Raw genomic sequence first — 14,235 nt, 5'->3', positions numbered from 1 at the left:
ACGCCGCGCCAGCACGAACAAAAACTGACCAGGCCACGTTGACCCACAAGCAGACGTCCCCGCCCCCTTCCCAGCTTCGGCCGCTCGTTCATCCCGGGGTTACGACCGCTTTGGGAGCCTGACCCTGCGAACTCGAATGTCGTGACAGGGCAATAGTTTAAGGAGCAGGCTGTCCAGGTCGAAGTTTTGTGCGCGATGAGCTTCCGACGGCTTTTGCGAGAGGCTCACGCACGGGATGAGCGGCGACGCTACGTCGAACCGTAGGTGCCAATCCGGATTCCTCGTTCCACAGAACCAGGATTGTAGCGATCGGTGCGGCGGTGAGGATCAGCAGGAAAAGGCCCATCAGCCATTCGTTGGGCTGTAGCGGCTGCGAGAAGCCACCGCTGGGCTGCATCGACGGGCTAGGTCGCATAGGGCGCCTGCCGGCTTTCCTAGGGTGAAACGGGCGATCCGCGGTCGCTCGGTGGGCAGACGGCCTGATCTGCGACCGATCATAGGCGGCGCGTGCTTCCTTCTTCCCCAAAACGGAATACGCCTCGTTGATCTCTTTCGCACGAGCAGAGACATCCGCACCATGATTGGCATCGGGGTGATATTGACGAAGAAGCGCTTTCCACGCGGCGTGAATAGTTTCGCGACTTGCCGTCGAGCGCACACCTAAAACAGAATAATAGTCGGGTGAGAGAGCCATCTAACTGTTACTTGCGGCGAAAACGCGAAAAAGGAAGGTCCGCCTAGGCAACTGCCAGCGGCTCAGGCGCTAACGTCGCGAAAAACAGGCGTTCAAGCCTTATAATTCCATCCTGGCTGAGCTGAATGTATCCCAAATTACTGACCGGGATTTCTACGAGGCCACGATGAACCAGAGCTTTTAACCATCGATCCATAGATTGTTCTGGAAGATTAATTAATTTTGCGACTTGTGAAGCCGTCACCACACGACCTTCCGCCTCTGCCAGATACATGTGAAGTAGAATCAGGCCCACATGATCGCTAAAAAGATCTTTTCCTAACTCGATGAGCCGCGCGTCATAAACATGCTTGACCCGAAGGGCTGCTTTCCAAAGCCGTGACGGTGACGGTTCCTGCCTCCCGTCAATCCAAGACAATGTCGTTATCAAACGTCCTTCGTCGCCGAACTTGGATACCAACAGATCCGCTTTTATAAGGCTGCCATCGGGACGTACATATGCTTTGCGCAGATGGGTTGGAGCGGCCTTATCTATCAGCCCCGTAAGCATTTTACTGCTTCTGGAGAGATCAGCAGGAGCGGTAATAGCTTTGTACGATATACCAATTAACCGATCAGGCCTGCGCTGAACCAGTCGACAGAACCCGTGATCGAAATCTAGAATGATCCCTGCCATGCTGGATACACAATGAGCGACGGGCATTCAGCGCCTTTCGAATAATTTAAGTTGATTTTCTCAAGGTTTGCGAGATCGGCTTACTTCGTATGCTTGGCACGTGACTGCTACCGGTTGTTACCCCCCCATCTAGCACAACTAAAAGACGATCGAAAACGCACAAAGATGCTGGGGTTTGATGCTGTTGGCAATCGACCGCGGTGAGACCCTTTGCCGCTCGCGTCAAAGCGTGGGCGGAGGTGAACGCTCAGGTGCTCGGTAGCGTGAGAAACTCAGCGTTTGCCGTGAGCGAGCGATTGGTTTAACTACTACCCGCCGGGTCGGAGTTTCACGTGAGCCATATCAGTACGGCAGTCGAGTATGCACTTCATACCCTGCTCTACATCATTGACTTGCCTGACGACGCAGCGGCGCCAAGTTCAAAGGATCTGGCTACGCTGCGCGCACTGCCAGTGAAGTTCATGGCAGGCGTGACGACCAAGCTTAACAAGGCGGGGATAGTCGTCGCGACCGAGGGTATGCGGGGCGGCATTCGCCTCGCCCGATCGGCTGAAGAAATATCGTTTTATGACGTCGTGATCGCAGTCGACGGCCAAAAAGCGCTCTTCGACTGCCGCAATGTTAGGCATGCATGCCCCTTGTACGGTCAAACGCCCCCTGCCTGGGCGACGTCCGGCGTATGCGGGATCCACGCCGTGATGCTGGAAGCCGACGCGCGGATGAAGGATGTTCTGAAAGCGAGAACACTTCGCGACATGGCTGATCATGCCGCCACGCGGGTTCCCGCTGAGTTTCGGGAAGAGACCCGAATATGGCTGGAAAACAGATCTCAAACGAGGCGGCGAACATCGAGTTCGCTAGAGGGCATCGCGAAATCTGCTGAGATGACGGAGGTAAAAATATGCCAGAAGTGAAAGCCCGTTTGCAGCAGCTGGCCTTGATCGAGCAAGCCGCCCAGAACGCCGTTTATATTGCTGATCAATGCAATGAGCTTTTGATTGGTATTCGAGCGGATGAATGCCTTCAGACTGTTCGTGATCGCATCGCTGAAATTTCCGAGCAAGGCCGACTGTAGAGGCGTTCTGATGCTATCTTGGCTTGAAGACCCACATACGGCCGTTCGTGATCGATCGTACCGCGCCCAAAAACGGACGGACGTTAATCCGACGATACGAACCAGTTCACAGTTGTTTTCGAACCACGAATCAGCACCTGAACCAAGTGTAGCGTTTCTGGCGGGGCTAGGCCGATATGTGAGACGACTCGACTATCCGTTCCGATCCTGCTTCGCTAACATGGGCACATCGGAGAGGGTGACCGCGTGAGACTTGTTATCCGGCTTCTTGGACTCGCGGCGGCTTCGCTCGCTGCCGCTCCCACTTTGCCTGTTCCCTCCCAACTGCCGTACCAATGGAACAATGTCTTGATTGGTGGCGGCGGGTTCTCGCCCGCCATCGTGTTCAGCGTCGCTGAAAGGAACCTTGCATATTTGCGCACCGATGTGGGTGGCGCCTATCGCTGGGATGCCCTTACGCAGCGCTGGATTGCGCTTCAGGACGGCCAAGCGCAGAACAGCTACATGGGCGTCGAAAGCATCGCGCCGGACCCGGTAGACCCAGACATCATTTACCTCGCCGCAGGCATGTACTTCGGCCAGCCTGCGGCGATCATGCGGAGCGCCGATCGCGGCGCGTCCTGGCAGATAACGCCGGTTCCCTTCAGCATGGGCGGCAACGAGGACGGTCGCGGTCTGGGCGAGCGCCTCGCGATCGATCCGGATCGGCGGACGCACCTGTTCTTCGGATCGCGGCACGACGGTCTTTGGGACAGTAAGGACAGCGGCCGGACGTGGCACAAGGTCGAGAGTTTCCCGTGGAAGGGGTTTGGCCGTCCCGCCGCGAACCACACCCATGGCGGCGTCTCCTTCGTCGTCTTCGGCCCGCCGGGCGAAACTGCCCTTGGCCGGTCGCGCGCGATGTATGCCGGCGTCGCAGACGCAACGGTGCAACACCTGTACCGCTCGACCGACGCCGGTAGAAGCTGGAGCGCCGTCGCCGGAGGTCCGGCCTCGACCATGCTGCCCGTCAAGGCGGCAGTAGACCAACAGGGCATGCTCTACATCGATTACTGCTCCGACATCGGTCCGAACGGGGTCGCACTAGGGGAGGTTTGGAAGCTCGACCCGAGGTCGGGCGGATGGACGAACATCACGCCTGCGCGCGGTGACGAGGCCGAGGGCGGCTACATGGGGCTCAGCCTCGATCGGCTCCATCCCGGCCGGCTGGCGGTGTCGACGGTCGATCGCTGGAACCATCGCGATACCGTCTGGCTGTCGTCCGACAGTGGCGCGCACTGGTCGAGCCTGCGGGAGCGGAGTTCACGCGATCTCTCGCCGGCGCCCTGGCTCCGGCTCGACAAGGGCGGGTTTGGCGGCTGGATCGCCGGTCTGGCGTTCGATCCGTTCGACGGTGCCACGCTTGCCTATGCTACGGGGCTGACGGTGTTCCGGACCAGGCAAGCGGACAAGGCCGACATGGTTTGGCGGCCCTGGGTCGCCGGGATCGAAGAGGCGGTGCCGCTCAGCCTCGTCAGCCCGCCCGAGGGGCCCCACTTGATCTCCGGCATCGGCGACACGCACGGCTTCGTCCACGATCAGCTCGACCGCGCGCCGGAGCGGGCCTTTGCCGATCCCGACCTGCCGCAGACCAACAATGTCGATTATGCCGGCGTGGTGCCCAAGCTCATCGTTCGGAGCGCATCAGGCTATTCCCCCGATCCTGAGGGGGCGTCGCTCGGCTGGTCGGAGGATAGAGGCCGCAGCTGGCATAAGATGCTGGCGTCGCCAGTCGCGATCGGGTCCGCCGCGCCACGGCGGATCGACGCCGATGGCCAGGCACCGATCACTGTTTCGGCGGATGGAAGCACCTTCCTGGTGTCTGGGCTAGTGACGCTCGCCACGGCCGATAGGGGGCGGATCTGGTGGAGACCCAAGGGGTTACCGGAACGAACCTATGCGGTCGCCGACAAGGTCGATCCCCTCGCCTGGTACGCGATCGACTATGCTGGCGCGCGTATCTTCGTCAGTCGTGACGGGGCGAAGACGTTCACGCAGGCACCCGCGCAGGGACTCCCGGCCGGCATTGCCAGCTCGCGCCCGGCGGCACGGGAGTTTCAACCAATGGCGGCGGCAACGCCGGGGACGGCCGGCGAGCTCTGGCTGATCCTAGGCGGCCGCTTCTTCCACACCAGCGACGGTGCCCGAACGTTCGTGGCGTCCACGCCAGTCGATCCGGTGTTGCGTGACATGTATTTCGTGAGCTTCGGTCTCGGCAAGGCGGCGCCCGGCGGGCACGTGCCGACTCTCTACGCCTTCGGGGTCACGAAGACGTTTGGCGGGCTGTGGCGCTCGACCGACGCGGGCGCGCGCTGGTTCCGGATTAACGACGACGCGCACCAATGGGGTCTTAGATACCGAGTCATCACGGGCGATCCTCGCCTCTTCGGCCGCGTCTACTTGGCAACCGATGGCCGAGGCATCTTTTACGGAGATCCTTTGCCGCAGCCCGTGCGTGCCGGTGCGCATTGACCCAGATCTGGACGTTCACGTGCCTTCCCAAGCTCCTCAACTTCAGACGCTGGTTCAACTTCGCGATGTGACCAAATTCGAAACCCGGCTTCGCACTCGCGAATGTCGCCATGGAGGGATAATGGACATTCAATTCGGAGCCTGAACTAGCCGGATTAGCGAGCCGTCCGGGTCGATTAGCGCGCCAACGAGGCCACCCCACGGCTCCGTTTTCGGCCGATGAATGCGCGGCCAGCCCTTCGTGGTTTCGGGTACACCTGCAGATAATAGAATTTCGAAAAACGCGCCAACATCGTTCATCCTAAAACAGCAGCTAAACGAGCTCTGTGCCGGATCAAGATCGGGGAACGGAAAGAATTCCAGGATGAGATCACCCCGTTTAAGGATCATCCAACTAGCGTCTTTCCAAGTCGGCTCAAATCCAAACTGCTCGTAGAAATGGGCTGTAATCTCGAACTGCCTAGAAGGAAGGTTGGGCGTAGCTAAGTCGGGCATCTCAACGGCTCCCATCATAATCCGACTCCGGTAGATCAACTTCTCCGTTTGGCCGCAAGGCGCCAAGACGGCCAGCAGTGCAGATCCAGCGAGACCCAATACACGACATTCTGGCTGGCCAGCCCGCCTCCCGAAAGCCGCCGTTCGTTCATGTTTCGATTTGCCCGCGTCTCGGTTGCCATGGCGCGCCGGTAGACGACGAAGTAGATTAATTCGCGGCGCTCCTTTGCCGAACTTGCACCGACATGCCGCCGCCACGGCGTACTTCGAAACCGCCTGCTTGCTCAATCAGTGTCGTCAGCTTCGCGCAACCATATGTCCGCGGATCGAACTCGGGGTCCATCGCCAGGAGCCGCGATCCGAGGCCTCCGAGATGGACCCAGCCATCCTCGTCCTCGAGTTGCGCGATCGCGCGTCGGACCATAGCAGTGGCCTGCGTAGGCTTGCGCGGTGCCAGGGTGGGCGTCGCAGCTGACCCGCCCGCAGCTTTTTCGCTGGCGATTGGTGCGAGGGTCCCAGGCTGAGGAAGCAGGTTCTCAGTCAAGACGAAGCGCTTGCAGGCCTGACGGAAACTTTTGGGGGTCTTGGCCTCGCCGAAGCCAAACACGTCGAGACCCTGCTCACGGATGCGAGCAGCAAGGCGTGTAAAGTCGCTGTCCGACGACACTAGGCAGAACCCTGCGAAACGCCCGCTGTGCAACAGATCCATCGCGTCGATCACTAGCGCGATGTCGGCCCCGTTTTTGCCAACGGTCAGCGCGAAGTTTTGCTGAGGAATGATAGCGTGGTCGGCGAGAATCTGAGCCCAACCCTTGAGCCGCTCCTCCGAGAAATCGCCGTAGATGCGTCGCACGCTCGCTTCACCGAAAGTTGCGATCTCTTCGAAAAGGCGCTGCGCAATGCGGGGCGATATGTTCTCAGCGTCAATCAGGACGGCGAGGCGAGGAAGAGGGTCGACACGTGACATGGTGCCTCCCTACCGCTCAAATACTTGCCGTAGATCTAATGCGTCGCCGGCAACCGCGTACTCGCGTCCGCAACCCACCCTTTGGCGTTCTGCGACCGGCAAGATTTAATGGAACAGACGTTCGCTTTGATGTGTAGCCATCAGTGAAGCTGCTCGATATCCGCAGCTACGAACCACTATTGGCCATTCGCGTGCCCTCCCCCGCTTCCCAACTTCACGCACTCATTCATCTCAGCACATCGAACGTCACAGCGGGCTAAGGCGCCCCGGATCGTCTTTGGGATACAATGGAGAGGCGCAGAAGCCTGAGCTTCTAGCTAAAAACAGGACGCGATGCCCGTCCCTAAGCGTCCGAATGTTATCCGTACGGCCTTCTGAGCGCTGTACGTCCTGAGCGCTGTACGTCACATTCGTGGCTGCAGCGGCCTTATAAGCATTTGCCAATAGAGCTCAGCGGCGCCTTCCTGGGTTAGCTTACCCGACCCGCCGCGGTGGCCACCCATTGCTGCCATGCCCATGCTGATCAGAAACAGGCTCTGGTCGTCTGCTTCGACGTTCAACGCTTCATTGTATCCATTCGTGGACATGTCGGACGATGAATACGCGATCCCATAGGAGTATGGGCGTTCGCCCATGAATATCGAGCAGCGTGCGATCGACTGCCCGTCACGGTAAATGATGGTCGAGAAGCGGTTCGCGTCTATCCGGCGGAACGTTGCATCAATGCCCGGGTTGCGAGCAGTTAGCTCCGCCGCTGAATTCTCAAAGTACCGGGAAATATACTCGAAGGTCTCGAGCTTGTAAGTGTCCTTGTCCCGTTCGGTGAATGTACGAGCCAGAGCCAGGGCACTCGACCGCGGACCTCTGGTGGATAGCGGCAGCGCTACACTGACAGCTGTGGTCCCAGGAGCTTCCGTAACACTCGTCGGCGACGAGCGGCCGCTAAGCCGGTCAGCTGCGCTACGCACGGCCTTCGCAACTTCCAGCAGCGCCTGATCACGATCAGGCGAGGTGGTGATTGCCTTCCCGTCGGGTGGCGTCGCGTTGAGCTTGCCGAATGGCGTACCATGCCAGTCACATGCGCGAAGAATCACTGGGATGACGATTGCGTCGCCTGCCTCATGTCGCTCCATTGCCCGCCGCATCTCCAGCTCGTAGCAATAGTCGGAATCAATGAAATCGGCGCTGACCAGAAGCAGAATTATGTCATCAGTCTCGACATGCTGGTCGATTTCACGTGCAAACTCCTGCCCGGCTCCGATCCGCCGATCATGCCAAGTCTCGATGATCCCCTGCCGCTTTAGAAGCGACAGCTGTTTTTCCAGCTGGTCCCGCAGCGCTTCGTCAGCGTGCGAGTATGAAAAGAATACCTTGGCCATCTCGGTCCTCCGCCCTCCAAGGATAGTGGGGGACGGCGGGGCGGCACACAAGGGGAACAAGCTTTGCTGACCTCGCCAAGGAGGCGGCACGCTAGCCCGAACCCCGGTACGCTAGCTGATCGCCGCTATATCAACCATTTCCCTGAGAATCTCGGCAGGGGCTTCAGCCCAGATGACCCAGATCCAGCTACCCGTTCATGTCGGGATTGGTCGTCTGCACTCTACCTGCCCGCCTGTTTCGCTTTGTCGGCCTTGGTGCTTGGACTGACGCACTGATCAGTTAGCCAGTGTATTTCCCCAGATACGGGTCAAATCACATATTGACCCGTATGCGGGCACATATCTAAAGTGACCCCATGGCGGGTACATCACATTCATATGCCGTCGTCATGGGCGACTTGGTCGGCAGCGAGAAAACTCTCGCTACAACATCGCTCCACACCCGCTTCAACGAAGCAGTTGAAAAGCAGAACCGCGACTACAAGAATCTGCTGTCGTCCCCCCTTACTATCACCCTTGGCGATGAGTTTCAGGGCCTAGGCACATCGCTTACCGCGATGCTGTCGCTCATACGCGACATTCGCCTCCAACTCATGGCCCATGATATCGAGTGCCGTTTCGCGATCGGGCACGTTGAACTGCAAACCCCTCTCAACACAGACAAAGCTTGGAATATGATGGGTCCGGGCTTGGCTCGCACTCGCGAGAAGCTCAACGAGAAGCGGTCCGGCTCGCTCTACCGGTTCGCAGTAACAGACGATCCGCTTGTCGAAACAACCCTGGAGGCACTAGGCGCTGGCCTGACCTCGATTGAACGCCGCTGGACAGGCCGGCAGCGCGAGGACATCGCCGAGCTACTCCGCGGAGCGACTGCCGCCGACATTGCCAAGCGACGCAACGTTTCGGTTCATACCGTCTATAAGGTGCGTAGTTCGGGGGAATTCGACACCTACGTTGTCCAGTGGCATGCTATCCAAGAAACCTTAGCGCGCCTTGATGCGCAGCGTGGGATGAACTGATGCTTACCTACCTTCATTGCGCCCTTTACTCTGGACTTGCCCTATGGCTGCTTACTGGGGTTGGCAATGGGGCGTGCCGCAGTCTGTTATCGCTGACGGGGATGAAGGAAGCGATGGCCGCGACGCCCGAAGAGGCCTATTCAGCCGGTCGTATTATCGGATGGCTAGAACGTCTCATCCTTGCGATCGGCATCATCGCCCATAGTTGGGAGGTTCTTGCTGCAGTCATTGCACTGAAGTCAGTCGCTCGGTTCAAAGAGCTTGATACTAAACTGCCGGCGGAATACTTTCTTGTCGGCTCGTTGTTCAGTGTATTTTGGGCAATGCTTATCACCGGCACTTGGCTCAGCTATGATCAACGATTTGGGATACGCCTTCGCGAAACTGCCGTTCATTTGCTCCAACCTGACAAGGCAGAGCAGAAGCCATAAATTTAGACTTGGCCTGACAGAATCGACCCGGAATGGACATTCGCAGTCCATTCGGCGCCTCCCAAAATCAGACATCCATTTAGGTATGCGTGAGCGATGCCGATGATCGTACGTCCTTCAACAATTCGGGCAGATTTGGACCGGTCTGCCCTTTCCTTGCAGATGAAAAGCAGTAGGCTTCTAAAAAGGATAATAATGGGTCGCGATTATCAACATGCAGGCGCACGCGTTGGGGACTAACGGTTCGGTGAGGTCACGCCGGACATGAGAATCCTTTCCTACAATCCAGGGCACGATGGGGCCGTTGCTTACCTTCGGGACGGCCAACTCGTCTTCTCGATCGAGGCGGAGAAGGACTCGAACTACCGGTACATGCCGATATCCGCCAATGACGTGCTTGCGTCTCTCGGACTAATGGACGAGATCCCCGATGTCGTCTGCGTCGGGGGCTGGTGGTCCCACGAGGCCCGGCCGGTGGGATCAGCCGCACATGCCAACTACCGCGGGATCGAAGCTTCGAGCATTATAGTCGAGAAACGGCAAATGTTCGGACAATTCATCCGGCACTTTTCGTCGTCTCACGAGCGTTCACACTTGCTCTGCGCGTACGGCATGTCCGGCCTACCCAAAGGCACTCCGTGCTACGCGCTGATTTGGGAGGGAGCACTCGGCGCCTTCTACGAAATCGACGCAGAGGCAAACGTCACCCTACTTGGTGATGTCATGAATCAACCTGGGAACCGGTACTGTTCGATATATGGGCTAGCAGATCCCACCTTCCCAAAGAATGCGCCGTTCTCCCGGTTCTCCGACGCCGGCAAGCTCATGGCGCTCGCATCCTTTTCAAGGCGGAGCGAAGCCACGCCGGCGGAGGAGGAGCTGATGCAGTTTCTACTTTCAGCTCCTGATGTGCGGCTCGACATGTACGACAAGCTCGCGAACTCGCCCTACTTCGACGTAGGCGTGGACGATGCACAGTTTCGCGATTTCGCGGGCATATACAGCGATCGGATTTTCGACGCATTCCAGGTCTTCGCACGAGCCAACATGCGCAAAGGCCTCCCGCTAATTGTGGCCGGAGGATGCGGGCTTAATTGCGACTGGAACACGAAGTGGGTTGAGACCGGAATTTTTCCGCAGGTATTTGTCCCACCGGTCGCTAACGACTCTGGGTCCGCGATAGGAACTGCTATTGATGCCCAGCTCCAGTTTACTGGCGACGCCACGATCGAATGGGATGTCTATGCCGGGCTCGAGTTCGAGGTAGACAGGGCGTTCGAGACCAGCCGCTACGACATGATAGACGCGACTCCTGAACTCGTCGCGGACCTGCTAGCAAGCAACCTAATCCTAGGTTGGGTGAATGGGCGCTGGGAAATCGGCCCACGGGCGCTCGGGAATCGGTCGATCCTCGCCGCGCCCTTCGCCGACGCCACACGGATCAGACTCAACGAGATCAAGCAGCGCGAGCAGTTTCGACCCATTGCACCCGTTTGCCTGCGCGAGGACGCAGCGCGCTGGTTCGGCTGCATCAACGACAGTCCGTACATGCTATTCACGCACCGAGCAACCACCGATGCGCTGGCAGCCGTAACTCACGTCAACGGCACTGCACGCTTACAGACCGTTACGAAGGCCACCAACGCCCCGCTCTATGACCTCCTTGCCGCATTCAGGGATCTCACCGGCTATGGCGTTCTGTGCAACACCTCGCTGAACTTCAACGGGAAGGGGTTTATCAACAACATCGCCGACCTCGACACGTACGCGGTCGAACACGGCCTCGATGGCTTCGTCGTTCAAGGTCGCGCTTACCTGCTAAAATCTTCCCCGCGGTATCAAGCTCATGCTGGCCGCGTAGGTTCACTTCAAACCGGCGAAGCGGCGTATGCAGGAAAGTAACCCCCTAACCCCCTCGCCGGAGGTGCACTGATGCGGAGACCGCAACCAAAGAGAACGGACGAGGGACATTGAACGAGGACGCGCACGTCTTTTCACCCGGCTTTGAGGAAGACGATGACCTGCGGTCTGCTTTCGTCCGGCAGCTCGTGCTTCGCCAGGGCGAGGAAGTGGATACGGTCTATCCGCCCGCCGGGCCTTCAACACCACGGACGTTGGTGCGCTACTGGCACGACCCTAACGACCTCCCAGACGATGTGCGGGCCTGCCTCGCCAGCTGGGACCGGCTCCAAAATGACGGATTCGAGGTGCGGACCTTTGATGACGTATCAGCTGCCGCATACATCCGAGAAAACTACACACATCGCGAATCAAACGCGTTCAGTCGTTGCCGACATCCGGCTATGCGCAGCGACTATTTGCGGATGTGCTTCATTCTACGAGAGGGCGGCCTCTACGTCGACGCAGACGACGTACTCGTCCGCTTCAACGTAGAAGATATGGTAGCAGATGGTAGGCTCAAGCTTCAACCGCTTTGCTACGACGTAGACTCGCAAGCAATGGCGCCGACTGGGGACTTGTGGCGGCCGGACTTACCGGCAGGACATCGAATCTTTTACGCAAACAATAACCCTTTGGCAGCTGCTCCTGACCACCCAATTCTCGCTCGAGCATTGGCGCGCTGTACTATGCTGCTGCTCGGCGACGACCCGCGCCCGGAGATACAGTCGACTACAGGGCCTGGTAATCTGACGGCAGCCCTCGCCGCTCACGCGCGCGAACTTAATGAATCTGGCCGCATATCCGACTTCCGTTTTATCCGTGACTGGGACGCTATTGCGGAAACCCGCTGGGAGCTTTCTTACCGTGGCGACGCTAGAAACTGGCGCAACATGGATATGGACTGAGGCATGGCGGCTAGGACTACCTCAGCGTGAACCTTCAAGAAACGTCTGGGGGTCTGCGACGTCTCGCGTTCCGGGCCACGCGGCTTATCGCGTGTTCGCTGCCGGGAGGGCGCATCTCCGCGTTCGGCCCCGGCGATGACAAGATCGGGTCTATCTTAGCCATCAATCTCGATCGACAGCCTTTGCGCTGGCAAAGACTGCTTCGAGAGCTCGGGCGCTTCAGGATTGCTACCGGGGAACGCCTGCCGACGATTGTTCAACGGATGTCTGCGGTGGACGCTCGCGACGGTCGCGCTGTGGCAGCGACCGCGGACGTCGACGTGATGTATCGTCTTGGTGACCAGTTGTTCGTACAGCCCGATGCAAGGCTAGCGGAATGCTTCGGCGCTGAGCACCCGATCCGAATGACGCGGCAGGAGGTCGCAGTCGCGCGCTCGCACGTTGAGGCATGGAAGGCGGTCGCCGCCGGGCCACACCGGCACGTCCTCGTGCTGGAAGATGACGTTTGGTTTCGGCGGCGCGCGGCAAGAGCGATTAACTCTGGATGGCGCGCGGCACTGCGGAGACGCGGATCCGCTAGAGAACCACATCTCCTCTACCTCTCTTTCAAAGACGCGGATGGGGCGGCGACTAGGACGGAGGCCTGCGCCGCACTCTTCCGACCCGTTCGTGGACTCTGGTTCCTATCCGGCTACGTGCTGTCACGCGATGGTGCAGCCATGCTGCTTAGGGCGATGCCAGTCGTCGGCCCAGTAGACCTCTGGATGAACTATCGCTTCGTCGAACTCGGCGCGCTGGCCTTGACGCGTCCGGCAATTCTCCAGCGAGAGGACGGCCCATCGGACAATGCGTACTCTATCCTGCCTTTCCTCGCCCGAGCCGGAACGGTTGATGCCGGCGCCCCGCCGGTCCGGCCGGAAGGATTGCCGAACGGCTTTACGATCGCCTGGTCCGTCGGTGAAGGCGACGGTCTCGCAATGGCGCTTTCTATGCTGGGTCTGCGAACGAGGGCGTTCTCCGGCTCTGAGCCGAAACTCTCGGCCCTCCAAATCGTAGCGATCGGCGACGTTTTCGACGCCATCGTCAATCCTCCACTGGACCTAGACGCGGTCCGCGCGATAATCGATCGGCTGGACGTTCAATTCGTCGTCGAAACCGGAGTAAACGGGTTGCACGGCCCGTGGGTCGAGCGGCTTCCGGTGGCGCGGACTGCCGTCATCGATGGCGCCAATCCGCGCTGGGAACCTGTGTGCCGCCTCCTGGGTCTCGATCAACCGGCAGAGGACTTCCCAGCCGGTGCGCCGGCGGGCACGGAAATGTTCTACGACGGCCGGCCGGATCCATCCCAGCCATCGGAGGCGACCGTGGCGGTCAAAGCTATGCCTATGGATAACTCGCCATGGGTGCTTCCGCTGAACGCTGCCTGGCGACCGCGACCTATCGAAAAGCAGGAAGACTTGAGCATGAGCGGGAGCGCGCGGACGTCGACGAAACCCTGCTCACCCAAGCTCGTCACTCTGGTCGAGACCTTTCCGGGCAACTTGGCAGACTTTACGCGGGAAGGCGTCATCGAGTTGCCTGAGGGGAAGCGGCTTGTTTTGTCGGTCGCAGCGGCTGGGGACGTCAGACCCTTCCGCTCCGGCGCGTTCGCGTCGGCACGTAGGTTCGGCCACGGGCGATTTGAGGCGGAGATCAGGGCAGCTGCCGGGCCTGGTCTCGTGACAGGCTTCTTCCTCCATCGCGATGCGCCGCGACAAGAGATCGACATTGAGCTGATGGGCAATGATCCCTGGCGGATGCTAGTCAACGTCTACTTCAACCCGGGAAACGAAGGCGCCGCGATTGGTTACGGCTACCGCGGGTCACCGTGCCGCGTCGACCTTGGCTTCGACGCATCCGCCGACTTCCATGTCTATGCTATCGAATGGTCTCCCGATCGCATTTCATGGTCAGTGGACGGCGTCACGGTTCACGAGCGCCGAAGCTGGGATCCGACGCCGGTCCCGCACCTTCCCATGCGGCTTCACGCCAATCTCTGGGCACCACGATCTGTGGAACTTGCGGGCCGGGTGGACCAGAGGGTGCTGCCAGCGTCAGCTGACTTTTGCAGAATGACATACCTCACTGACGAAGAAGCGTAGACTGCGAATACGGGGAGAAATCGATCGGGATGAAACGATA

General features: G+C 59.3%; 13 protein-coding genes. 8 read left to right on the top strand and 5 right to left on the bottom strand.

Annotated elements, in window-relative coordinates; translation table 11 throughout:
• Window positions 1–157: 157 nt before the first annotated feature.
• Both ACLBWL_RS14335 and ACLBWL_RS14330 read right to left on the bottom strand, forming a co-directional pair.
• Window positions 158–694 carry a J domain-containing protein gene (locus ACLBWL_RS14335; protein ID WP_447794141.1) on the bottom strand — a complete coding sequence of 179 codons (537 nt, stop codon included), beginning with the start codon at window positions 692–694 and terminating at the stop codon, window positions 158–160.
• Between the two features lie 43 nt (window positions 695–737).
• Window positions 738–1,370, bottom strand: a complete 633-nt coding sequence (locus ACLBWL_RS14330) for a PAS domain S-box protein (RefSeq protein WP_447794139.1) — start codon at window positions 1,368–1,370, stop codon at window positions 738–740.
• 332 nt (window positions 1,371–1,702) lie between these two features.
• Between ACLBWL_RS14330 and ACLBWL_RS14325 the strand changes: the two genes are divergently transcribed.
• From ACLBWL_RS14325 to ACLBWL_RS14315, 3 genes are all read left to right on the top strand, one after another.
• The gene (locus tag ACLBWL_RS14325; RefSeq protein WP_447794138.1) at window positions 1,703–2,284 is read left to right on the top strand and encodes an RrF2 family transcriptional regulator; all 582 of its coding nucleotides are present in this window, start codon (window positions 1,703–1,705) and stop codon (window positions 2,282–2,284) included.
• Window positions 2,272–2,445, top strand: a complete 174-nt coding sequence (locus ACLBWL_RS14320) for a hypothetical protein (RefSeq protein WP_165886618.1) — start codon at window positions 2,272–2,274, stop codon at window positions 2,443–2,445. The genes ACLBWL_RS14325 and ACLBWL_RS14320 overlap by 13 nt, the downstream gene beginning before the upstream one ends.
• Window positions 2,446–2,859: 414 nt before the next feature.
• Entirely contained in the window at window positions 2,860–4,956 is a 2,097-nt protein-coding gene (locus ACLBWL_RS14315) for a WD40/YVTN/BNR-like repeat-containing protein (protein ID WP_447794135.1), read from the top strand.
• 129 nt (window positions 4,957–5,085) lie between these two features.
• Here ACLBWL_RS14315 and ACLBWL_RS14310 read toward each other — a convergent pair whose 3' ends face one another.
• The 3 genes from ACLBWL_RS14310 to ACLBWL_RS14300 form a co-directional block, all read right to left on the bottom strand.
• Window positions 5,086–5,451 carry a bleomycin resistance protein gene (locus ACLBWL_RS14310; protein ID WP_447794134.1) on the bottom strand — a complete coding sequence of 122 codons (366 nt, stop codon included), beginning with the start codon at window positions 5,449–5,451 and terminating at the stop codon, window positions 5,086–5,088.
• Between the two features lie 208 nt (window positions 5,452–5,659).
• The gene (locus ACLBWL_RS14305) at window positions 5,660–6,418 is read right to left on the bottom strand and encodes an NYN domain-containing protein (protein ID WP_447794132.1); all 759 of its coding nucleotides are present in this window, start codon (window positions 6,416–6,418) and stop codon (window positions 5,660–5,662) included.
• Between the two features lie 404 nt (window positions 6,419–6,822).
• Window positions 6,823–7,797, bottom strand: coding sequence for a toll/interleukin-1 receptor domain-containing protein (locus ACLBWL_RS14300; protein WP_447794130.1), 975 nt, complete (start codon window positions 7,795–7,797; stop codon window positions 6,823–6,825).
• Between the two features lie 389 nt (window positions 7,798–8,186).
• Here ACLBWL_RS14300 and ACLBWL_RS14295 point away from each other — a divergent pair, with 389 nt between their 5' ends.
• The 5 genes from ACLBWL_RS14295 (at window position 8,187) to ACLBWL_RS14275 (ending at window position 14,195) form a co-directional block, all read left to right on the top strand.
• Window positions 8,187–8,816: a SatD family protein gene (locus ACLBWL_RS14295; RefSeq protein WP_166748294.1), complete on the top strand. Its 630-nt coding sequence runs from the start codon at window positions 8,187–8,189 to the stop codon at window positions 8,814–8,816.
• 101 nt (window positions 8,817–8,917) lie between these two features.
• Window positions 8,918–9,247, top strand: coding sequence for a hypothetical protein (locus ACLBWL_RS14290; protein ID WP_447794128.1), 330 nt, complete (start codon window positions 8,918–8,920; stop codon window positions 9,245–9,247).
• A gap of 264 nt (window positions 9,248–9,511) precedes the next feature.
• Window positions 9,512–11,149 carry a carbamoyltransferase C-terminal domain-containing protein gene (locus tag ACLBWL_RS14285; RefSeq protein WP_447794126.1) on the top strand — a complete coding sequence of 546 codons (1,638 nt, stop codon included), beginning with the start codon at window positions 9,512–9,514 and terminating at the stop codon, window positions 11,147–11,149.
• A gap of 68 nt (window positions 11,150–11,217) precedes the next feature.
• Window positions 11,218–12,054 carry a glycosyltransferase family 32 protein gene (locus tag ACLBWL_RS14280; RefSeq protein ID WP_447794125.1) on the top strand — a complete coding sequence of 279 codons (837 nt, stop codon included), beginning with the start codon at window positions 11,218–11,220 and terminating at the stop codon, window positions 12,052–12,054.
• Window positions 12,055–12,818: 764 nt separating this feature from the next.
• Window positions 12,819–14,195: a family 16 glycosylhydrolase gene (locus ACLBWL_RS14275; protein ID WP_447794123.1), complete on the top strand. Its 1,377-nt coding sequence runs from the start codon at window positions 12,819–12,821 to the stop codon at window positions 14,193–14,195.
• Window positions 14,196–14,235 lie beyond the last annotated feature (40 nt).

The organism is Sphingomonas sp. M1A8_2b, assembly GCF_053345535.1.
The sequence above is the reverse complement of the archived record's forward strand: the minus strand, read 5'-3'. Positions and strand labels throughout refer to the sequence as shown.

What these genes read in the sequence shown, in the direction of transcription:
- ACLBWL_RS14310 (WP_447794134.1), bottom strand. Translation starts at nt 5,451, where the DNA reads ATGCCCGACTTAGCTACGCCCAACCTTCCTTCTAGGCAGTTCGAGATT.
- ACLBWL_RS14320 (WP_165886618.1), top strand. Translation starts at nt 2,272, where the DNA reads ATGCCAGAAGTGAAAGCCCGTTTGCAGCAGCTGGCCTTGATCGAGCAA.
- ACLBWL_RS14285 (WP_447794126.1), top strand. Translation starts at nt 9,512, where the DNA reads ATGAGAATCCTTTCCTACAATCCAGGGCACGATGGGGCCGTTGCTTAC.
- ACLBWL_RS14295 (WP_166748294.1), top strand. Translation starts at nt 8,187, where the DNA reads ATGGGCGACTTGGTCGGCAGCGAGAAAACTCTCGCTACAACATCGCTC.
- ACLBWL_RS14300 (WP_447794130.1), bottom strand. Translation starts at nt 7,797, where the DNA reads ATGGCCAAGGTATTCTTTTCATACTCGCACGCTGACGAAGCGCTGCGG.
- ACLBWL_RS14290 (WP_447794128.1), top strand. Translation starts at nt 8,918, where the DNA reads ATGAAGGAAGCGATGGCCGCGACGCCCGAAGAGGCCTATTCAGCCGGT.
- ACLBWL_RS14330 (WP_447794139.1), bottom strand. Translation starts at nt 1,370, where the DNA reads ATGGCAGGGATCATTCTAGATTTCGATCACGGGTTCTGTCGACTGGTT.
- ACLBWL_RS14305 (WP_447794132.1), bottom strand. Translation starts at nt 6,418, where the DNA reads ATGTCACGTGTCGACCCTCTTCCTCGCCTCGCCGTCCTGATTGACGCT.
- ACLBWL_RS14275 (WP_447794123.1), top strand. Translation starts at nt 12,819, where the DNA reads ATGAACTATCGCTTCGTCGAACTCGGCGCGCTGGCCTTGACGCGTCCG.
- ACLBWL_RS14335 (WP_447794141.1), bottom strand. Translation starts at nt 694, where the DNA reads ATGGCTCTCTCACCCGACTATTATTCTGTTTTAGGTGTGCGCTCGACG.